Origin of the sequence: Novacetimonas hansenii (genome assembly GCF_014843995.1) — a bacterium.
In the GTDB taxonomy this organism is placed as follows: Bacteria; Pseudomonadota; Alphaproteobacteria; order Acetobacterales; family Acetobacteraceae; genus Novacetimonas; species Novacetimonas hansenii.
The window spans coordinates 907,122-926,004 of sequence record NZ_CP062147.1; the positions used below are offsets into that span (position 1 = coordinate 907,122).

The 18,883-nt window shown below is 63.4% G+C and carries 17 protein-coding genes; 6 read left to right on the top strand and 11 right to left on the bottom strand.

Annotated features, from left to right (window positions below; all coding sequences use genetic code 11):
• Positions 1–53: 53 nt before the first annotated feature.
• From IFJ82_RS03880 to IFJ82_RS03930, 11 genes are all read right to left on the bottom strand, one after another.
• The gene (locus tag IFJ82_RS03880) at positions 54–725 is read right to left on the bottom strand and encodes a PqiC family protein (RefSeq protein ID WP_178388388.1); all 672 of its coding nucleotides are present in this window, start codon (positions 723–725) and stop codon (positions 54–56) included.
• Complete coding sequence (locus tag IFJ82_RS03885; protein ID WP_003622074.1) at positions 722–1,678, bottom strand: MlaD family protein; 957 nt, start codon at positions 1,676–1,678, stop codon at positions 722–724. Before IFJ82_RS03885 ends, IFJ82_RS03880 begins: the two co-directional genes overlap by 4 nt.
• 5 nt (positions 1,679–1,683) lie before the next feature.
• Positions 1,684–2,445: an ABC transporter ATP-binding protein gene (locus tag IFJ82_RS03890; protein ID WP_040512927.1), complete on the bottom strand. Its 762-nt coding sequence runs from the start codon at positions 2,443–2,445 to the stop codon at positions 1,684–1,686.
• Positions 2,446–2,536: 91 nt separating this feature from the next.
• Entirely contained in the window at positions 2,537–3,673 is a 1,137-nt protein-coding gene (locus IFJ82_RS03895; protein WP_080545543.1) for an ABC transporter permease, read from the bottom strand.
• Positions 3,674–3,942: 269 nt separating this feature from the next.
• Complete coding sequence (locus IFJ82_RS03900; RefSeq protein ID WP_225578766.1) at positions 3,943–4,995, bottom strand: hypothetical protein; 1,053 nt, start codon at positions 4,993–4,995, stop codon at positions 3,943–3,945.
• Positions 4,996–5,114: 119 nt separating this feature from the next.
• On the bottom strand, positions 5,115–5,855 hold the full coding sequence (locus tag IFJ82_RS03905) for a 2OG-Fe dioxygenase family protein (protein WP_192265660.1): 741 nt from the start codon (positions 5,853–5,855) through the stop codon (positions 5,115–5,117).
• Positions 5,852–8,383 (bottom strand): mechanosensitive ion channel family protein, encoded by a 2,532-nt coding sequence (locus tag IFJ82_RS03910; RefSeq protein WP_192265669.1) that lies wholly within the window; start codon positions 8,381–8,383, stop codon positions 5,852–5,854. Before IFJ82_RS03910 ends, IFJ82_RS03905 begins: the two co-directional genes overlap by 4 nt.
• 476 nt (positions 8,384–8,859) lie before the next feature.
• Positions 8,860–9,447, bottom strand: coding sequence for an RDD family protein (locus tag IFJ82_RS03915; RefSeq protein WP_192265671.1), 588 nt, complete (start codon positions 9,445–9,447; stop codon positions 8,860–8,862).
• Positions 9,448–9,733: 286 nt separating this feature from the next.
• Positions 9,734–10,969: a bifunctional glutamate N-acetyltransferase/amino-acid acetyltransferase ArgJ gene (gene argJ, locus IFJ82_RS03920; RefSeq protein ID WP_062809415.1), complete on the bottom strand. Its 1,236-nt coding sequence runs from the start codon at positions 10,967–10,969 to the stop codon at positions 9,734–9,736.
• A gap of 56 nt (positions 10,970–11,025) precedes the next feature.
• Entirely contained in the window at positions 11,026–11,199 is a 174-nt protein-coding gene (locus tag IFJ82_RS03925; RefSeq protein WP_003622091.1) for a hypothetical protein, read from the bottom strand.
• A 17-nt stretch (positions 11,200–11,216) separates the two neighbouring features.
• The gene (locus IFJ82_RS03930; protein ID WP_408901702.1) at positions 11,217–12,143 is read right to left on the bottom strand and encodes a peptidylprolyl isomerase; all 927 of its coding nucleotides are present in this window, start codon (positions 12,141–12,143) and stop codon (positions 11,217–11,219) included.
• A 537-nt stretch (positions 12,144–12,680) separates the two neighbouring features.
• Between IFJ82_RS03930 and secA the strand changes: the two genes are divergently transcribed.
• From secA to IFJ82_RS03960, 6 genes are all read left to right on the top strand, one after another.
• Positions 12,681–15,422, top strand: a complete 2,742-nt coding sequence (gene secA, locus IFJ82_RS03935; RefSeq protein ID WP_062810001.1) for a preprotein translocase subunit SecA — start codon at positions 12,681–12,683, stop codon at positions 15,420–15,422.
• 73 nt (positions 15,423–15,495) lie between these two features.
• The gene (locus IFJ82_RS03940) at positions 15,496–16,245 is read left to right on the top strand and encodes a YebC/PmpR family DNA-binding transcriptional regulator (RefSeq protein ID WP_003622098.1); all 750 of its coding nucleotides are present in this window, start codon (positions 15,496–15,498) and stop codon (positions 16,243–16,245) included.
• A gap of 12 nt (positions 16,246–16,257) precedes the next feature.
• Positions 16,258–16,764 carry a crossover junction endodeoxyribonuclease RuvC gene (gene ruvC / locus IFJ82_RS03945; RefSeq protein ID WP_003622099.1) on the top strand — a complete coding sequence of 169 codons (507 nt, stop codon included), beginning with the start codon at positions 16,258–16,260 and terminating at the stop codon, positions 16,762–16,764.
• The gene (gene ruvA / locus IFJ82_RS03950) at positions 16,761–17,375 is read left to right on the top strand and encodes a Holliday junction branch migration protein RuvA (RefSeq protein WP_003622101.1); all 615 of its coding nucleotides are present in this window, start codon (positions 16,761–16,763) and stop codon (positions 17,373–17,375) included. Before ruvC ends, ruvA begins: the two co-directional genes overlap by 4 nt.
• Positions 17,372–18,430, top strand: a complete 1,059-nt coding sequence (gene ruvB / locus IFJ82_RS03955) for a Holliday junction branch migration DNA helicase RuvB (protein ID WP_003622103.1) — start codon at positions 17,372–17,374, stop codon at positions 18,428–18,430. The genes ruvA and ruvB overlap by 4 nt, the downstream gene beginning before the upstream one ends.
• 9 nt (positions 18,431–18,439) lie before the next feature.
• Positions 18,440–18,871: a YbgC/FadM family acyl-CoA thioesterase gene (locus IFJ82_RS03960; protein ID WP_003622105.1), complete on the top strand. Its 432-nt coding sequence runs from the start codon at positions 18,440–18,442 to the stop codon at positions 18,869–18,871.
• Positions 18,872–18,883 lie beyond the last annotated feature (12 nt).

An 18,883-nucleotide genomic window follows, 5' to 3' on the forward strand; every position in this document is an offset into this window, starting at 1 on the left:
AAACCATTATTATTCCAATGGGTTGCCGGGTCTTTCCTTTGAAACAGTCCCCATCAATGATGGGTATGGGGCGCATGGGGCACCGGCGTCGTGACCTGCGGCCAGCTTGCCGCGATCCTGTCACTGAGCTGGTTCAGCAGCGATTCCGTAATTTCGGCCACGTGGTTATTGGTGGTGGTGCCGCCTGCGACCTCGATATGCGTGCGGTTGCGCGTGATGGGCTGGTGCAGGTCCTGCGGGATGATGGCCCAGTCCGCATTCAGCGCGGCGGCCCCGTTACGGCTGACATCAAGGCGGCTGATATTGATCGCCAGACGCCATGATGCGGGCGTCGGCTGTGGCTGGTCGGTTACGAAACGTTCGGGCCATTTCTGCGCCAGCCGCGCTGTGACCAGGTCCGTCACCCCCACCGACAGGCGGCTTGCCCAACGGCCAAGCGGGCTGCGTTCGATTTCATGGCCGTCACGCACCAGAATGTCCTGCCCGTCAAGATAGTCGGGGATACGTGCCTGTTGCACCTGAATGACAGGGGTGGTGTCGGTCACGGCAGAGACGCTGCCGCTTGGCGAGGTTGCGCCGGTCGCGATGGCGGATGCGCCCAGCGTATAGAACTTCACCGGGGCGGAGGAGCACGCCGCAAGCAGCGAGGCCGAAATGACCAGCCCGCCCATGGCGCGGCATGTGGCCATATGGCGGGAAAGGAAAACAGGCAGGCACGAGATCATTGGCTGCGTCCCATCAGCAGGAGTTGCGGGTTACTTTCAACTTCGTTGGCGAACCCGCGCAACCCATAGGCGGCGGCGGTCACGTCACGTGTCATATCGGCAAGATGGACCTGATCGGGGGATTGGGGCGATGTCAACTGCTGCACCCCCACCATGGTCTCGTGCGCCTGCGTCAGCGTCAGTCGCGCCTGTGCGATCAACTGGCGCAGTTCCTCGCGCCGGGCGTCCATCTCGCGGCCACCGGTGGCCATCATCCGGTCCATGTCCGTCAGGGTGACGGCCGCGCGCGCCTGAGCATCGGCAAGGGCCGTGCGGATGCTGACCACCGCGACATGGCTGTGTGCCGATGTCTGGCGGATGCTGTCGATCATTGGCGGCACGTCGCGGTGCAGGTCGGTGGCAAGCTGCCGGATGCTTGCCACCGTCGTACGGATGTCATGCTGGAGCTTTTCCATCGTCGGCGCGCCCAGCTCCCCCTTGAGCTGTTGCAAGGTGGTCTGGCCCACCGGGATTTCAGGCAGGGAGGCGGGAATGTCCTGATGCAGCCGCGCAGGCGTGTTGGGGGAGAAGTCGAGGTCGATTTCCGACTGTCCCGTCACGAAACTGTGCAGCACCATGTCCGCGCGCATGCCATCGGCCACCAGCGTGGGAATGTCGGGCAGGTCCGCGCCACCGGGCACCTGCCGGGGGGAAAACCCGATCTTTACGAAGGTATAGGTGCGTTTGATCTGCGGTTTGACGGTGATTTCGATATTTTGCACCGCCCCGACGGGGATGCCACGGAAATTGACCGGGGAGCCGACATCAAGTCCCGCCGTCGAATCCTCGAACACCACCACAGCTTCACGCATGGGATGAAGAAACGGGATATCCCCGCGCGCCAGCAGGCTTATCCCCCCGACAAAGGCCGCGCCAAGCACCAGTGCGCCAATGACTGTCTGTCTGGCGGGCATGGCCCCTATTTGTCCCCGTGGCTGGAGGAATCGGTACGTTCACGGTGCATGAAGGCATGGACCATCGGATTGTCGCAATGATCGCGCATCCATGTGGGCGAACCGTGGGCGATGGCTGTCTTGGATTCGGGGTCGAGGAAGATGCCGTCATCCGCGATCGCAAACAGGCTGGACAGTTCATGGCTGACCAGCACGATCGTGGCCCCCAGCCCGTCACGCAGGTTGAGGATCAGTTCATCCAGCCGGGCGGAGGTGATCGGGTCCAGCCCGGCAGAGGGTTCATCAAAGAACAGGATATCAGGATCAAGCGACATGGCGCGCGCCAGGCCCGCGCGCTTTTTCATCCCGCCACTGAGTTCGGAGGGGAACTGGTCAATGGCATGCAGCATCCCCACCAGCCCGAGCTTGAGCTCGACAAGCTGTCGGATCACATGGGGTCTGAGCGAGGTGAACATCTGCATCGGCAGCGCCACATTCTGCCCCACCGTCATCGAACTCCACAACGCGCCGCTTTGGAACAGGACGCCAAAGCGGCGGCCGATGCGCACCCTGTCCTCATCCGTGCCGGCCCAGTAATTGTCCGTGCCGACCAGATATTCCCCCTGCGTGGGACGCAGCAGGCCGATCATGCTCTTGAGCAGCGTGCTCTTGCCACAGCCAGAGCCGCCCATGACGGCGAAAATGCTGCCGCGCTTCACGTCAAAGGAAATGTCGTGCTGGATCACCTTTGGCCCGAACGCCAGCGTGACGCCACGCACCGACATCATCGCCTGCGCGCTGTCGGCGTCGTGGGCTGCGGCAGGGTGGGATGTACCGGGGTGGGATGTATCGGGGTGGGATGTGTCTGCATTCATCGGGTCAGATATCCAGCACGTTGGCGATGACGGCGAATATGGCGTCGATGGCGATCACGCCCACGATGCCCACGACCACCGCGCGCGTCGCGGCGATGCCCACGTCGGCGGCGCTGCGTCCGGCCTTCAGGCCGATACGGCAGCTTGTCAGGCCGATGAACCCGCCGAATACGATACTTTTGATAAAGCCGAACACGAACTGCGACAGGGCGACGGCATAAAGTGTCTCGTGAAAATAGCCCAACGGCGTGACGTTCAGCATGATGTACGACACGAAAAATCCGCCGAACATGCCAATCAGGCAGCCATACAGGTAAAGCAGAGGCATCGTCAGTATGAGCGCAAGCACGGATGGCAGGATAAGGTAGCTTGCGACCGGGATGCCGAACACCGTCAGGGCGTCGATTTCCTCGTTCCCCTGCATGGTTGAAATCCGCGCGGCATAGGCACCACCGGTGCGCCCGGCCATGATGATCGCGGTCATGACGGCGGACATTTCGCGCACCATCGCGATTCCAACCAGACTTGCGACATAGATGTCGGCCGCGAATTTATGCAACTGCACCGCGCCGACAAAGGCAAGGATCGCGCCGACAAGGAAATTGACCACGCCCACGATCACCAGCGCCGTCGGTCCCGCCGCGCGCACGTCCGACATCAGGTCGATCGTGCGCATCATGCCCTTGCCCAGCAGCGCGGCAAGCCCACCTTTCGCCGTGGCGACGCCCATTTCACTGACGCAGCCGATTTCATTGAGGGTATCGAGCGTGAATTGCCCCACCGCCGTGACGGGCGCGAAATGGTGGGGCGGCGGCGCATGCGCGTCGGGCGGGATTTCCGGCAGGAGATCGAGCAGTTTGCGCGCGGAATCCGGCAGGGTCTCGGCACTGACGCTCAGATCGGCCTGCCGCGCATCACGCTTGAGTTCCCACAGGAAGCTGATGAGCGATGTGTCCCACCGCCCCAGCCCGTCGGTGGAAAATTCCAGCGGCTTGCCCTTTGTTGCGGGGGCAAGGCCATTATTGGGAAAGTCGGGTGTGGTGCCGGTCTGCGCGATCCATTCGCCGGACAATGTGATCAGGGTCCGGTTCGCCTCGGCCTGCAGATGCCATTGCGGCGCACCATTGACGGACGTGTTCACCAGCCTCTCCAACCTCAGGGCCGTGCCTGCCACGGCAATGGGCAGGACACGCAGGGAACGCCGCGCGTACAACGGACCGGCGCTGTCATGCGCCGGGTGCCGCGTCCCATGGCGGGGGCGGCACGGCGCACCGGGCGCATGTTCGCGGGGGCGTTCCTTTCCCATACCAGATGACCGGCCATGCACAAGGCCTGCTGCCGCGACGGAATGGTGAGCACAGCGCATGGCTTGTGCATTTCAGGCGGGAGCATATTGGGCAATGCCCGTATTCAGAGCACGGACCATCCGTTGCGCAAAAGGACATGCGCGTCTGTTCCCCCATCTCCTCCCCCCGCGATATGCCCAAGGTCGCCCATTATCCGCTGCGCCACCGACAGCCGGTAATGCAGGGGGTCCCAGAAACTGTCACGATCATCGACGATCGGGCCGGGGATATCGAAATCCACCACCAGCGTGTCGGCCATGTCCGCCGCCATGGCGGTGACGGCCCGGCGGCAGGCCAGCGCACGCATCCTGCTGCGGCTGCCTGGCGGGCCATGCAGGAAGGCGGAGGCAGGGGGAAACCACAAAAGCCGGCGTGTCCCCATCGGCAGGCCCGACAGCATGGTGCGCAACAGCGGCAGGCTGTCGGGTGCGACATGCTCCGCACCGGCGGGTGCGGGCGTGGGGTCGGGCGGTGTCCATGCGGCGAATGCACGATCCACGCGGGCGCGGTCATATCGTGCATCGGGCGGGACGAAGCTGGTATAGCCGTCAGAGCCAAAACGCTGCGCCTTGACCCCCACCAGCCACAGGAACTGGTTTGCCGCTTCCTGCAGGGCATACAGGTTGGCCATGTGCAGGTATCCCGCCCATGGCGACCCGCCATACATCCATTCCGGCCATGGGCGGTTGGGGCCGGTCAGGTTGCCTGGCCGGTTGCGGCACCATGCGGCGTCGATGTCGATCATGACCACGCGCGGGGCAGGGTGGTGGCGCATGAATAATGACAGCAGCCGCGCCTGTTCCCATGCGCTCGCGCTGTTCATGCCAAGTTGCAGGAAATGCGCACCCAACGCATGGTCCAGCACGGCTGGCTGCATCAGGCGGCTGGTGGAGGTGCCGAGCATGACGGAATCGAAACCCGTCCCACGGGCCAATGCGGGCAAGCTGAAGCGGGTATTGGTGCTGATGGGGATGCGCGGCAGGCGCGGTGACAGCGGCAGCATGTCCCACGGGTCCACCGTGACGATGAAACCATAAAGCAGCCCACCCGCCACCAGCACCGTGACCAGCAATAAGCGGGCGAAGCGGCGCCATGTCCCGGCGGCGCCGTCCGTCATCGCCCCGTCCCTCATCGCCCCGCCGGTTCTTGCCGCTGTCGCGTCCCTTTGCGGCGTTCTGGCGTCCGTTGTGCTTGCCAACCCGGTCGCCGCATCGTCCGGGCGGCGGGGTGGGGAGATCATTGGTGGCGGAAGGTGACGACCAGTACGTCGCGATAGGCCGGGCGGGACGGGTCGATCGGGCGGACCGCCGTTACCCCGTGATAGACACGGTTGTCATCGACAATCGCGGCGTCAAGCGGCTGGTCCAGCATGAATGTGCCGACCTGGCGGCGTTGCAGGTCATGGATGGTGGTTTCCCCCGACATGACATTTTCACGCCGCACCATCAGCACCAGCACCCAGTCCACGCCGTCGCGATGCAGGCCCTCGGGCGTGGGGTGGCCGGGTTGTTCGGGCAGGGCCTCGATGCGGAACTGGTGGATTTCCGCGTGCCAGCCTTCCGGCCTGCGTTCGGGCTGTGTCAGGTCGGTCATGATGCGGTACATCAGGCGCAGGATCGCCTGCATCGCCGGATGGTCGCCGATATCAGGCTCCACCGCGCGGAACCAGCGTTCGATCCCGCCATTGAGTTCGTTGTAATCGCGGCTCTGGTAATGGGGCTGGTGTTTCTTGCGTCGTATGCCGTCCGCCCCCACCGCGAACGTGGCATGGCGGCGGCGGCGGTAACGCCCGCCATCGGCCATGTAACGGTCCAGCCCCAGCCGGTTCCAGCTTGCGGCAAAATCCTCCCATTCCCGCAGGCCATACTGCACAAGTTCCGCATGCATCCGTTCCGCCCCGACAAAGGCGAACCCCTGCGTGCGCAGGGGGGCCTCCATGGCGGCCAGTGTCGGGTCCGGATCGGGGGGGATGGTCATTCGTGCGCCTTTGGACTCTGGCCCGCCGCAGGGGCGTCGCCGTTGGGGGATGGGGGGGCATCATGCGCCACATCCGCCGCCGGTGTCACCTGCGCGACATTGGGGGGAAACACCATGTGCATGCTGCCGCTGCCATTGATGTCCAGCCCATCTGTCCCCGGCACGTTACGCAGCATGCTGACGCTGGTGGGGATCGGGAACTTCACTGCTTCCTTGACCATACGCGTGGTCAGGCGGCGATAATATTCACGATACACCTTCCACTTCGATCCCGGCGTCGTGCGGACCGAGCCCAGGAATTTCGCCCCGTTGCCATCCGCCTGCTCCACACCAAGGAAGGAGAAGTCGGACTTGATCAGTGGCGCGAACTTCGGGTCCTTGCGCATCAGCGCCAGTTCGTCATGCAGGATTGCGGCGACACGGGTGGGGTCCTCGCTCAGGTCCAGCATGAAGTCCACCACGACAAGGTTATAATCGCGCGAGGTGTTCGCGATCGACGTGACCGAGGAGAACGGGATGATATGCAGGTCGCCATTGACCGAACGCAGCCGCAGCGTGCGGATCGACAGATGTTCGACCGTGCCCGACACAGACCCCGCCGTGACCCAGTCGCCCACCTGCATCGCATTTTCCACCAGCATGAAGAAGCCGGTGATGAAGTCCTTGACCAGGCTCTGCGCGCCAAAGGCCACGGCGGCGCCCATGATCCCCGCACCCGTCAGCAGGGGGGCGACGTTGATGCCAATCTGCGACAGGGTGGTGACGGTGACGATGACGATGATGAATGTCAGCAGCACCGTGCGGATGATCGGCAGGACCGTGCGCAGGCGGCTGGCGCGTGAGGCCTGTTCAGATGTTTCAAAGCGGTTGATCTGGTTCTGCAGCGCCGCGTTCGCGGCCTCCCACACCACGATGGCCACGGTATAGGCCACCATCACCGTCAGGATCGCGCCGATGATCTTCGTTCCCAGCGTACCATGCAGGAAGAAGGCGAAGGCCGGCAGCCCCCACGATTGCAGCAGGCAGATGATGGTCAGGAAGCTGAGCAGGAACAAAAGGGCCCGCCGCGCATAGGGATAGTAATAATCCATGCGCGCCTGAAGGCCGGGATAGCGCTCTTCCGTCAGGGGCGAGATCTGGAACAGCTTGTTCTGCAGGCCGAAGGCAAGGATCGCGAACAGGCGCGCAAGCAGGATGACCACGATCGTCAGCGACAGCGTGCGCAGGATCCAGGTATAGCCGCCACGCACCTGCGTCGCCCAGACCAGCCACAGCGCGAAGTCAAAGAACATCGCCAGGATCCACCAGAAATGGACCATCCGGCCGACAAAGACCCAGAATGGTTTGTCCTGGAAACGCGCGGGCGGCTGCAGGGCCTCGGCCACATGTCTGCGGATGCGCCAGATGAAGACCGCAACAAGGATATGTTCAATCAGGACGACGGCGCGGATGATTGCCTCTGTCCCGCGTGCCGGCATGTCGAACACCCCGCCCAGCGTGGACAGGCAGATCACCAGAGATGGCGCGGCGACAAGGAAGTTCCACCACCGCGTGACCATGCGCGCGGTGCCATCGCTTGCGGTACACAGGCGGATGGTGGGCGAACGTGGCACGAACACCATTTCCAGCAGCAGGTACAGCGCGCGCGCGATGACATAGGCATTCGTCAGCGTCAGCGTCACCATCTCCGCCTGGTGGGTGGAGGTCAGCAGCGCCGACCCGCCATAGGCCAGCCCAAGGAACAGCGCCACCGGCAGCAGCTTGATCAGCAGGTGCAGGATGGAAAACGGGATGCGCGCGATGATGCGCAGCGTCTCGTGCTGTTGTTTGTCATCCTGTTGCCGGGCCTGTTCAGTCGCGCGTTCGTCCGCGGTTTCCTTGGTCCCGTCGGCAGACAGGGTGGCGGTGGCCTGCACGTCCTGCTGTTCATCCGCCGCGCGGACACGCTGGTTCAGGCGTGTTTCCATCGCCACGGCGCGCGCCGTCACCGCCGCCAGTGGCTTACGCAGCAACAGGGAGAACCCATGTTCCGCCAGCATGGCGAACAGGACGATCAGCGTCGCGCGACCGGTCGAATCAATCAGGATCTGGCGCGATTCCGCATTGCTCAGCGTCGAATGCACCCAGTGCCCGACAAAGGCGAGATCCTTGAACAATGCCATGAAGTTCTGTGTCTGGCGCAGGGCCACATCACGCGCATGCGACAGTTCATCAAGGAATTCGCTGCTGATGCTGTCAGGTTCAAGCGACACGTCCGAAGACGTGGCCTTGGCCGGGGTTGCCGGGGCGGGTAATCCCTTGGAGATCGCTTCCAGCGTCTTGGTGAATTCGGCGCGCTTTTGCGGGTCATTCATGACCGACAGCACCTGCTGCGCCTGTTGTGACGTCATCTGCCCCTGTGGGGCGGTATCGGCGCGGGCACCGTGCAGGGATGCAAACAGTGCCAGAAAGGAAAAGAACAGCGCAAGGCATGCCCCTGCCCTGAAACGGTGCGGGGATCGGGAAACGGTCATGGAAACGGCGGGCATGCCTCTGGTCACCTCCTGTATCGCGCCGTCCACGTGTGCATCACGGGGGGCGGGGACGGTCTCAAGGATTACGGCCCGTAGGAGTCGGGCCGAAAAATCGCGGGATTTCAAAGTATAAAGGACTATAACGAAAACAGGGTAGAACAGTTGCCGTCCGCGACGCTGTTTTCATGATTTGTCACTGTCATGCGCCCAAATCCACGGGCCTTGTGGCGGAAGGGCAATGCCGGTGCTGGGCTGCTGGCCCCCCCGTCCGGAAGCCTTGAGAGACTGTTTGAAAAGTCAGGATCAATAACATCCTGAAATCATAAAAGTTTTTGGTGAAGCTTTTTCCAAAAAGCTTCAGAAGACGCCGCCTGTTTCGATCGAAAGGCGGCACCCCAAAACTTTTCCTTTTTTATCAATGAGTTGTTTTCAAACACTCTCTAATAGGTCGGCGGTTTTCCTTATCCCCTGTCCTGTTGCGGGGGGGCTGGTTACGCTGGCGGAAAGGGCGGGGCCTCGGCCTCCAGCTCGCGGCGGATGACGAAGGTGCCGGCCAGGATATCATGCAGCCCCTGTTTGCGCCGGGTCCATGCCACCATCAGGAAGCCAATCCCGAATATCAGGAACGACAGGTATTTCCCCAGGTACCGCCCGGTCGCGCGCAGGGCGTCGATCCGGTTCCCGTGCAGGTCCGTCACCCGCATGCGGCACAGTAGCTTGCCCGGCGTCGCCTGCAGGCGGGAACTTTCGAACAGGATGTAATACAGCGCGGGCAGCACCAGCCACGCCATCTCCAGCGCGCCATGGCCATGCCAGTGGATGTGCGGCGTGTTCGACATGATCATGTAATCGGCGGGCTGGATGTACGACACGCTGTAATCGCCGCCACCGCCGCCTGGCTGCTTGTCAAAAATGGTGATCGAGACACTGGGCGAAATGATGGCGCCCAGCAGCATCAGCCCGACCCATACAAGGATCGAATCCACCAGATGCGCCACGACCCGCATCCAGAACCCGGCATAGGTCCAGACCTCCTGAAAGGGGCGTGAGGGGACGGGCTGAAAAAACTGATCGGACATCGGCTGCGCGTTCCTGCTGAATTGGACCGGTGTGTGCCCGCGAAAGGGGATGTAACAGCAATGCCACCGGATGGGGCGGAACGGAAACGGAAAAAAGCGTCCGGCGGCATACGGGCGCGAACCCCCTGTCGCCCGTCCGCACGTGGTTCCGGCCCGATGCCGGGGCGTGGCGAATGTGCCGCTGAAGCATTTCCCCCGAAAACCGGTTCGGTGAAAATGCTCCGGTTTATGGTTTTTACGAGCATCTTGACCTGTTTGAATGCACGCATTCAAACAGGATCTGCCTCTAGCTGCGGTAGGAGCCGTTGATGTCGATGTAGCCATGCGTCAGGTCGCATGTCCATGCCTGCCCGATGCCGTTGGCCAGGCCGAGGTCCACGTCGATTTCGATCTCCTGCCCCTTCATGTGGGCGACGACCGGCGTTTCATCATATCCCGCGACCACGGTGCCGTTGCGCGCGATCCATGTGCCGCCGATCCCAACCGACAGCGTGTCGCGATTGGCGGGTTCCCCACTTTTGCCCACAGCCATGACGACACGGCCCCAGTTCGCGTCCTCCCCCGCGATCGCGGTTTTCACCAGCGGGGAATTGGCGATGGCCATTGCCACGCGCTTGGCCGATTCGTCGGATGTCGCGCCGGTGACGCGGATATGCATCATCTTCGTCGCGCCTTCGCCATCACGTACCACCAGCAGCGCGAGTTCCAGTAACAGGGAGTCGAGTGCCTGTATGAAGTCCGCAAGGGCGGGGTCATGGGCATCCGTGATGGCGGGATTGCCCGCCCGGCCCGTCGCGAACAAAAGCACCATGTCCGAGGTCGATGTATCGGAATCAACCGTGGTGCAATTAAAGCTCTTTTCCGTCCCGCGCGATAGCAACGCCTGAAGCACCGGCGCCGGAAGGGCGGCATCAGTCGCGATGAACGCCAGCATCGTCGCCATGTCCGGGGCGATCATGCCGCTGCCCTTGGCGATGCCCTGGATGCGCACGGTGGTGCCCGCGATCGTGGTTTCACGCACCGCGCCCTTGGGGAAGGTATCGGTGGTCATGATCCCGCGCGCGGCGCCTTCCCACCCGTCATCCGACAGTGTCGCATACAGGCCCGGCAGCGCGTCGCTGATCTTGCGATAGGGCAGGACCTCGCCAATCACGCCGGTGGAGGCAAGGAAGACCTCACTTGCCGCGCATTGGGTCAGGCGCGCGGCGTCGGCGGCGTTGGCCTGTGTCGCCTCGTACCCCGCGCGACCGGTAAAGACATTCGCGTTGCCCGCATTCACCACCAGCGCGCGCGCCACCCCACCGGCCAGTGCGGCGCGGCACCAGTCCACCGGCGCACCGGGGCACTTGCTGCGTGTAAAGACACCCGCGACCGTCGTGCCGGGCGTGAATTCGGCCATGACAAGGTCCGTACGCCCCGCATAGCGGATGCCCGCCGCCGTGGCGCCAAAGCGGACGCCGGCCATGGGCTTCAGTTCGGGGAATGGCCGTGCAAGCGGGGAGGTGGGAAGAGCGTCAGCCATGACACATCTGGTCCTTGGTGTGGGGTGGGTTTGATCCCACGCGAAACGGGAACATGTTACACGATGCGGCACGAAATGACGCGGCAGGCCACGACAGGGCAGGTCATGGTGTTACGCATCCGCCGTGCCGGGGCGGCCGGGGCAACACGGGTCATCCCCGGCCCGGCCTGCGCGGCCCATGCGGGCCGGTCTGGCGCGGCATGGCGCGTGGGGATGCCCCGTTGCGCCATGCCGCACCGTCGCGCGATCAGTGCGCGGCGGCGGGCTGCGGGGTCGGCGCGTTGTCGGGCAACGCCTTGCCATCAGGACCGTAACGCACGATCTTGACCTGTCCCACGGCGGAACTGACGGCCTTCTGCACGCCTTCCTGAATCAGCTTCTGGCGGATCTGGTCGCGCATGGAATCCAGTGTCGGGGTCGCGGCCGTGCGCTTGCCCAGAACCTGGATCACGTGCCAGCCATACTGGGTATGCACCGGGGTCTGGCTGAAGCTGTTGGGCTGCAGGGTTGATGCCGCATCCCAGAATGCCGGCAGCATGTCGCCCTTCTTGAACCAGCCAAGGTCGCCACCGTTCTGCTTGGCCGAACCGGGGTCCTTCGACAGCTTGGTCGCCAGGTCGGCGAAATTCGCACCACCCTTGAGCTGCTTGATGATGTCGTTGGCCTGCTCCTCGGTCGGGACGAGGATGTGGCGGGCGTGGATTTCCTCCGCCCCCGGCTTGTTGGCGTAATTCTTGTCGTAATACGCCTTGACCGCGTCATCGGTCAGGCCGGGCGTGACCTGTGATGACAGATAGGCGTTCTGCAACGCGTTCTGCGCCGCGACTTCCATCTGGTGCTGCACGTCGGGCTGCTTGGCAAGGCCACTCTTCTCCGCGACGATCTGGATCGCCTTCTGGTCAACCAGCTGGTTCAGCAGAATCGGGATGATGACATTTTCCGGCAGCTTGCGTAGCTGGTCGGGCATGGTCGCGATGGCCTGGCGGATATCGTTAAGGCGGATATCCTGACCGTTGACCGACGCCAGGCGCGGGTTCGTGTCGGCCGGTGCAGTGGCCGCGGCGGGCTTGCTGGCTGCGGGGGCAGTGCCTGCGGCCAGGGCTGGAGGGACGATGATGGTGGAGGCAAGCAGGGCCATCGTGGCGATGGCCTTTGCCGGACCGAAAGTCCGCATGTGCGAAAAACCCTAATTATGGACGCGTTGGACGGCATCATGGCGAAGGCCGCCCTGTCCCGCAAGGGGGCGGGCAGGGGAATGCCTGGATGGCGATTGGGACGGTCGCAGGGAACGGCCACAGGAACCCCACAGGGTGCGCCACAGGGCGCACCACAGGGGCTGTCATTGGGGCGTCATAAGTGGAGCATCACTGAGGCCCGTCACTGGGGCCCGTCATTTGGGTCCGTCATGGGGTTTCGTCATGGGGCCCATTCACTGGGGCCATCATGATCGCCATCACAGGGCGGGGCAGGGCAGCGGTCAGGGTGGCGGTTGCAAGGGCAGGGATTCAGGGCAGGGATCAGGGCGGGCGCCATGGCAGGCATCCGGGCGGCCATCGGGACGATCATTTCGCCATGTGGTTGGGCGGCATCTGTTGACCCATGGCGACGTGGGTCCTATCTGATGGTTCCGCGCAAGAATGTTATCCGCATGCATGCCCCCCTGTGTCCATCGCCCCAAGGACGCAGGAATCGCCATCTCGGGAAGGTCCATATGTTCGCCAGTATTGCCCGTGCCCTGTTCGGAACCGCCAATGACCGGGCGTTGAAAGCGTATCAGCGGCGCATCCCCGCCATTAATGCGCTTGAACCCCAGATGCAGGCGCTTGACGATCAGGCACTCGCGGCCAAGACGGTTGAGTTCCGTGAACGCATCGCAAAGGGCGAAACCCTTGATGCGCTGCTGCCCGAAGCATTTGCCGTCTGCCGCGAGGCATCGCGCCGCGTGCTGGGGATGCGCCATTTCGATGTGCAGCTGATCGGCGGCATGGTGCTGCAGGATGGCAAGATCGCGGAAATGCGCACCGGCGAGGGCAAGACCCTGGTCGCGACGCTTGCCGTCTATCTCAGCGCGCTGTCGGGCAAGGGCGTGCATGTCGTCACCGTCAATGACTACCTCGCCAGTCGCGACGCGCAGGAAATGGGCCAGCTTTACTCTTTCCTCGGGCTTACGACGGGCGTGGTCGTGCCCAATATCCCCGAACATGAACGCCGCGCCGCCTATGCCGCGGATATCACGTACGGGACGAATAACGAATTCGGCTTCGACTACCTGCGCGACAACATGAAATACCGCGCCGAAGACATGGTCCAGCGCCCCTTCCACCATGCCATCGTCGATGAAGTCGATTCGATCCTGATTGACGAGGCGCGCACCCCGCTCATTATTTCCGGCCCGGCGGATGACAGCTCCGACCTCTACCGTTCCGTTGACGAGGTGATGGCGGTTCTGGTGAAAGACCCGGAAGCCTTTGAAAAAGATGAAAAATACCGCTCCGTCATCCTGACCGACCGTGGGGCGGAGGAAGTCGAGCAGATGTTGCGTGACGCGCAGGTGCTGCGTGAGGGCGGCCTTTACGACATCCAGAACGTCGCCGTCATCCACCATGTGCAGCAGTCGCTGCGCGCGCATACGCTGTTTACCCGCGATGTCGATTATATTGTTCGGGGTGGCAAGGTCATCATCATCGACGAATTCACCGGGCGCATGATGGATGGGCGGCGGTATTCGGACGGCCTGCACCAGGCGCTGGAGGCGAAGGAGCATGTGGAGATCCAGCAGGAAAACCAGACGCTGGCCTCCATCACGTTCCAGAACTATTTCCGCCTTTATCCCCGCCTGTCGGGCATGACCGGCACGGCGATGACCGAGGCCGATGAATTCGCGGATATTTACAAGCTCGAGGTCATTGAGATCCCGACCAACCGTCCCGTCTCGCGCAAGGATGACGATGACGAGGTTTACCTGACAGCGCGTGAGAAATACGAAGCCGTCAGTGCCCTGGTCGAAGATGTGTCGAAAAGCGGGCAGCCCGTCCTTGTCGGCACCACCTCTATTGAAAAGAGCGAGCTTCTGTCCGCCCTGCTGCACAAGCGCGGGGTCCGGCACAATGTCCTCAACGCCCGCTTTCACGAGATGGAGGCGACGATCGTGGCGCAGGCCGGCGCGCCGGGCGCCATCACCATTGCCACGAACATGGCCGGGCGTGGCACGGACATCAAGCTTGGCGGCAATGTGGAGATGCGCATCGCCCAGGAGCTTGGCGGGATCGAGGACCAGGAGGAACGCGCCCGCAAGGAAGCCGAACTGCGCAGGCAGGTGAGCGACTATCATGACACCGTGCAGAAGGCGGGCGGCCTGTATGTGATCGGCACCGAACGCCATGAAAGCCGCCGCATCGATAACCAGCTTCGTGGACGTGCGGGGCGTCAGGGTGATCCGGGCAACTCGCGCTTCTTCATCTCGCTCGAAGATGACCTGATGCGGATCTTTGGCACCGACCGTATGGGCGGGATGCTGCAGAAGATGGGCCTGAAGGAGGGCGAGGCCATCGTCCATCCATGGATCAACAAGGCGCTGGAGCGTGCGCAGAAAAAGGTCGAGGCCCGCAACTTCGACATGCGCAAGAATACGCTTAAATATGACGACGTCATGAATGACCAGCGCAAGGAGGTCTATGCCCAGCGCCGCGAATATATGTCGATGGAGGATGTGTCCCCCATCATCGCGGACATGCGCGCCGACGTCATCCACGACATGGTCGAACGTTATATTCCCGAACGTTCCTTTGCGGAGCAGTGGGACAAGGACGGCCTGTCCGCCGCCATCATGACGGAACTGTGCCTGACGTTGCCGATCGACGAATGGGCGGCGGAGGACGGGATGGACGCCACGTCCGTGGCGGAGCGGATCGAACAGGCCGCCAGCCAGGCGCAGGCCTCCAAGGCCGCGAATTTCGGCCCTTCCATCATGCGCTATGTTGAAAAGCAGGTGTTGCTGACCACGTTCGATGCGGTGTGGAAGGAGCATCTGCTTGCCCTTGACCAGTTGCGCCAGGGTATCGGCCTGCGTGCCTATGGCCAGAAAGACCCGCTCAACGAGTTCAAGCATGAGGCGTTCGAGCTGTTCAATGCGATGCTCGATCATCTGCGCCTGCGTGTGACATCGACCATGGCACGGGTCGAGGTCGCGCCCCCGGCGATCGACAATCCCTTTGCCGGTGTCGCGGCGGAGGTCCATTCCGACCCGCGTGTGCCGGGGCTGGAAAATGAGCCGGGGCCGGGCCTGCTGGCGGATGCGAATGGAAAGGTCCCCGACCTTGCGATGGCGGAGCCGATCGGGGCCGCGGCGATCATGCCCGATGATCCGTCAAGCTGGGGCGAGGTGCCGCGTAACGCAATGTGCCCTTGCGGGTCGGGCCGGAAATACAAGCACTGCCACGGGCGGCTGGCCTGAGGGGCGGCCGGTCAGGGTGCGGGTGCTGTGACCAACTGATAATAAACAAGATTTACAGGATCAGGGACGAACGATGGCGGGTCATTCCCAATTCAAGAACATCATGCACCGCAAGGGCGCGCAGGATGCCAGGCGGGCGAAGCAGTTTGCCAAGGTCATCCGTGAAATCACCGTCGCCGCGCGTGAAGGCATGCCCGACCCGGCCATGAATCCGCGCCTGCGTGCCGCCATGTCCGCCGCGCGTGAGGTGAACATGCCCAAGGACACCGTCGAACGCGCGATCAAGAAAGCGTCGGGCGCAGGTGGTGGCGATGATTATGTGGAGGTCCGTTACGAGGGGTATGGCCCCGCCGGTGTCGCGGTGATTGTGGAGGGCCTGACCGATAACCGTAACCGCACGGCGTCGGATGTACGCGCGGCATTTTCCAAGCATGGCGGATCGCTTGGCGAGACGAACTCCGTCTCCTTCATGTTCCAGCGCCTTGGTGTCGTGACCTATCCGCTTGATGTCGCGACCGAGGACGGGATGCTCGAAGCCGGGATCGAGGCCGGGGCCGATAACGTGGAAACCACCGCGGAAGGGCATGAAGTGACCTGCCCCGTGGAGTCATTTTTCGCGGTGCGTGATGCGCTGGAAACCCGATTTGGCGAACCTGCGTCGGCCAAGCTCGACTGGCGTCCCGAAACGGTCGTCACCCTGGACGAGGACAAGGCCCGCAGCGTGCTCAAGCTGATTGACGTGCTGGAAGAAAATGATGACGTCCAGTCGGTCTATGCCAATTTCGACCTGCCTGATGACGTCGCCGAAGCATTGTCGGCCTGATCGCGCACGGCGATGGTGCGGATACTGGGGATTGATCCCGGCCTGCGCTTTACCGGCTGGGGTGTGATCGAGGCACGGGACAACCGGCTGTCGCACGTGGCGGATGGCGTCATCGCAACCGACGCCGCGATGTCGGTCCCGTTACGTCTGCGCCACCTGCATGACGCGCTTTTGGAACTTGGTCGCGGTTTCGCCCCTGACGAGGCCGCGATCGAGGAAACCTATGTCAACCGTAACGGGGCCGCCACGCTGAAGCTGGGCTATGCCCGTGGTGTCGGGCTTCTGGTGCCGGTGCTTCTGGATATACCGGTGTCCGAATATGGTGCGAAATCGGTCAAGCGTTCGGTTGTTGGCACCGGGGCGGCGACCAAGGAACAGGTGGAAATGATGGTGCGACGCCTGCTGCCGACCGCGATCGCGAAACGTTCTGATGCGGCGGACGCGCTGGCGGTGGCGATCTGCCATGCCCACCATCGTGCCAGTGCCGCGCATATCGCACGCGCCACGAGGATGGCATGATCGCGCAACTGACCGGCCTTGTGGGGCAGGTGGAGGCGGATCGCTGCGTCATTGATGTCGGTGGGGTGGGCTATCTTGTCCTGGCCTCGACCCGCACCCTGTCCGCCCTGCCGCAGGGGCCAGAGGTCGCGCGCGTGCTGATTGAAACCGTGGTGCGCGAAGATGCGATCCTCCTGTATGGCTTCATCGACGCGGCGGAACGTTCATGGTTCCGTCTTTTGACCACGGTGCAGGGGGTGGGCGCGAAGGTGGCGCTGGCGATCCTGTCCACGCTTCCGGCATCCGAACTGATTGCGGCCATCGCCTCGGGTGATAAATCGGGGCTGACACGGGCGGCTGGGGTTGGCGCGCGGCTTGCGCAGCGGATTGTCACCGAACTGCGTGACAAATGCGACGGCATGCCCGGTGGCGGCGCGCCCGGCGTGGTCATGGCGGGGGTCAAGGTTACGGGCAATGGCGGCGTGATGTCTGATGCGCTGCTGGCGCTGTCGGGCCTTGGGTTCCGGCGGGCAGAGGCCCAGCCGGTCGTCGCCCGGGTCATGGACCGTCTTGACGGTGGGGGGGACCTTGACGTCATCATCCGCGAAAGCCTGAAGGAACTGGCCCGATGAGCGGACATCCCGAACGCGAGGTCGATGCCGCCCGGGGCGAGGATGACATCGCCGAAGCAAGCCTGCGCCCCCAGACGCTTGACGATTTCACCGGCCAGAAGGCCAGCCGCGAGAACCTTGCCATCTTCATCGCGGCCGCGCGGCAGCGGGGGGAGGCGATGGACCATGTGCTGCTGCATGGTCCGCCGGGGCTGGGCAAGACGACACTGGCGCAGATTGTTGCGCGTGAACTCGGGGTGGGGTTCCGTGCGACGTCCGGTCCCGTCATCCAGCGCGCGGGCGATCTTGCCGCGATTTTGACCAATTTGCAGCCGCGCGACGTATTGTTCATTGACGAGATCCACCGCCTCCAGCCCTCCATCGAGGAGGTGCTGTATCCGGCGATGGAGGATTTTCAGCTTGACCTGATCATCGGCGAAGGCCCCGCCGCGCGGTCGGTGCGCATCGACCTTGCGCCCTTTACGCTGGTTGCGGCAACGACGCGTGCGGGGCTGCTGGCGACCCCGTTGCGCGACCGGTTTGGCATTCCGCTGCGTCTGGTGTTCTACACGCCCGAGGAATTGCGCCAGATCGTCTCACGCGGGGCGCAGAAGCTGAATTTCGAACTGACCCATGACGGGGCGGAAGAGATCGCGCGCCGTTCGCGCGGGACACCGCGAATCGCGGGGCGGCTGTTGCGCCGGGTGCGTGATTTCGCCGCCGTGGCGCGATCGGGCCATGGTCCGGTGGACCGGGCGCTGGCCGATGCGGCCCTGGCGCGGCTTGAGGTGGATTCGATGGGGCTGGATGGCATGGACCGCCGTTACCTGCGCCGCATCGCGCAATACCATCATGGTGGTCCCGTGGGGGTGGAAACCCTGGCCGCCGCCCTTGCAGAGGCGCGCGACACGATCGAGGATGTGATCGAACCCTATCTGATCCAGGAGGGGCTGGTCCTGCGCACCAGTCGTGGCCGCATGCTGGGTGAACGCGGATGGCGTCATCTGGGGCTGGTGCCCCCCGCGCGCACGGCGGGGCAGGGCGACCTGCTGGGGGAGATCGGGGACGGGGCATAGGTAATCGGCATGGCGCAGCACGAGATCGATTTTCGCATCTATTACGAGGATACGGACGCCGGGGGCGTGGTCTATCACGCGCGCTATCTCGCCTTTGCGGAGCGCGCACGCACGGAGGCGATCCGTGCGCAGGGCTGTGCGGTGTCGGGGCTGCTGTCCGATTACGGGCTGGTGTTTGTCGTGCGTAACGCCGCGCTGGATTACCGTCGCCCGTTCCGTCTGGATGACATCATGCGCATCACGACTCGGCTGACGGAACTCGGCCCGGCAAGCTGTCGTCTGTTCCAGTCGTTCGCACGCGTTGACGAAGGTCACAATACCGCGCCGCAGGAGGTATGCGCCACGTTGGATGTGCGCCTTGCATGCATTCGCGCAGACGACGGGCGACCTGCCCGATTTCCGCCGCGATGGCGTGATCTATTGAATACATTGCTGGCCTGAGCAGGCTTCGCC

What these genes read in the sequence shown, in the direction of transcription:
- IFJ82_RS03880 (WP_178388388.1), bottom strand. Translation starts at nt 725, where the DNA reads ATGATCTCGTGCCTGCCTGTTTTCCTTTCCCGCCATATGGCCACATGC.
- IFJ82_RS03885 (WP_003622074.1), bottom strand. Translation starts at nt 1,678, where the DNA reads ATGCCCGCCAGACAGACAGTCATTGGCGCACTGGTGCTTGGCGCGGCC.
- IFJ82_RS03890 (WP_040512927.1), bottom strand. Translation starts at nt 2,445, where the DNA reads ATGATGTCGGTGCGTGGCGTCACGCTGGCGTTCGGGCCAAAGGTGATC.
- IFJ82_RS03900 (WP_225578766.1), bottom strand. Translation starts at nt 4,995, where the DNA reads ATGACGGACGGCGCCGCCGGGACATGGCGCCGCTTCGCCCGCTTATTG.
- IFJ82_RS03905 (WP_192265660.1), bottom strand. Translation starts at nt 5,855, where the DNA reads ATGACCATCCCCCCCGATCCGGACCCGACACTGGCCGCCATGGAGGCC.
- IFJ82_RS03910 (WP_192265669.1), bottom strand. Translation starts at nt 8,383, where the DNA reads ATGCCCGCCGTTTCCATGACCGTTTCCCGATCCCCGCACCGTTTCAGG.
- IFJ82_RS03915 (WP_192265671.1), bottom strand. Translation starts at nt 9,447, where the DNA reads ATGTCCGATCAGTTTTTTCAGCCCGTCCCCTCACGCCCCTTTCAGGAG.
- argJ (WP_062809415.1), bottom strand. Translation starts at nt 10,969, where the DNA reads ATGGCTGACGCTCTTCCCACCTCCCCGCTTGCACGGCCATTCCCCGAA.
- IFJ82_RS03925 (WP_003622091.1), bottom strand. Translation starts at nt 11,199, where the DNA reads ATGGCGCAACGGGGCATCCCCACGCGCCATGCCGCGCCAGACCGGCCC.
- IFJ82_RS03930 (WP_408901702.1), bottom strand. Translation starts at nt 12,143, where the DNA reads ATGCGGACTTTCGGTCCGGCAAAGGCCATCGCCACGATGGCCCTGCTT.
- secA (WP_062810001.1), top strand. Translation starts at nt 12,681, where the DNA reads ATGTTCGCCAGTATTGCCCGTGCCCTGTTCGGAACCGCCAATGACCGG.
- IFJ82_RS03940 (WP_003622098.1), top strand. Translation starts at nt 15,496, where the DNA reads ATGGCGGGTCATTCCCAATTCAAGAACATCATGCACCGCAAGGGCGCG.
- ruvC (WP_003622099.1), top strand. Translation starts at nt 16,258, where the DNA reads ATGGTGCGGATACTGGGGATTGATCCCGGCCTGCGCTTTACCGGCTGG.
- ruvA (WP_003622101.1), top strand. Translation starts at nt 16,761, where the DNA reads ATGATCGCGCAACTGACCGGCCTTGTGGGGCAGGTGGAGGCGGATCGC.
- ruvB (WP_003622103.1), top strand. Translation starts at nt 17,372, where the DNA reads ATGAGCGGACATCCCGAACGCGAGGTCGATGCCGCCCGGGGCGAGGAT.
- IFJ82_RS03960 (WP_003622105.1), top strand. Translation starts at nt 18,440, where the DNA reads ATGGCGCAGCACGAGATCGATTTTCGCATCTATTACGAGGATACGGAC.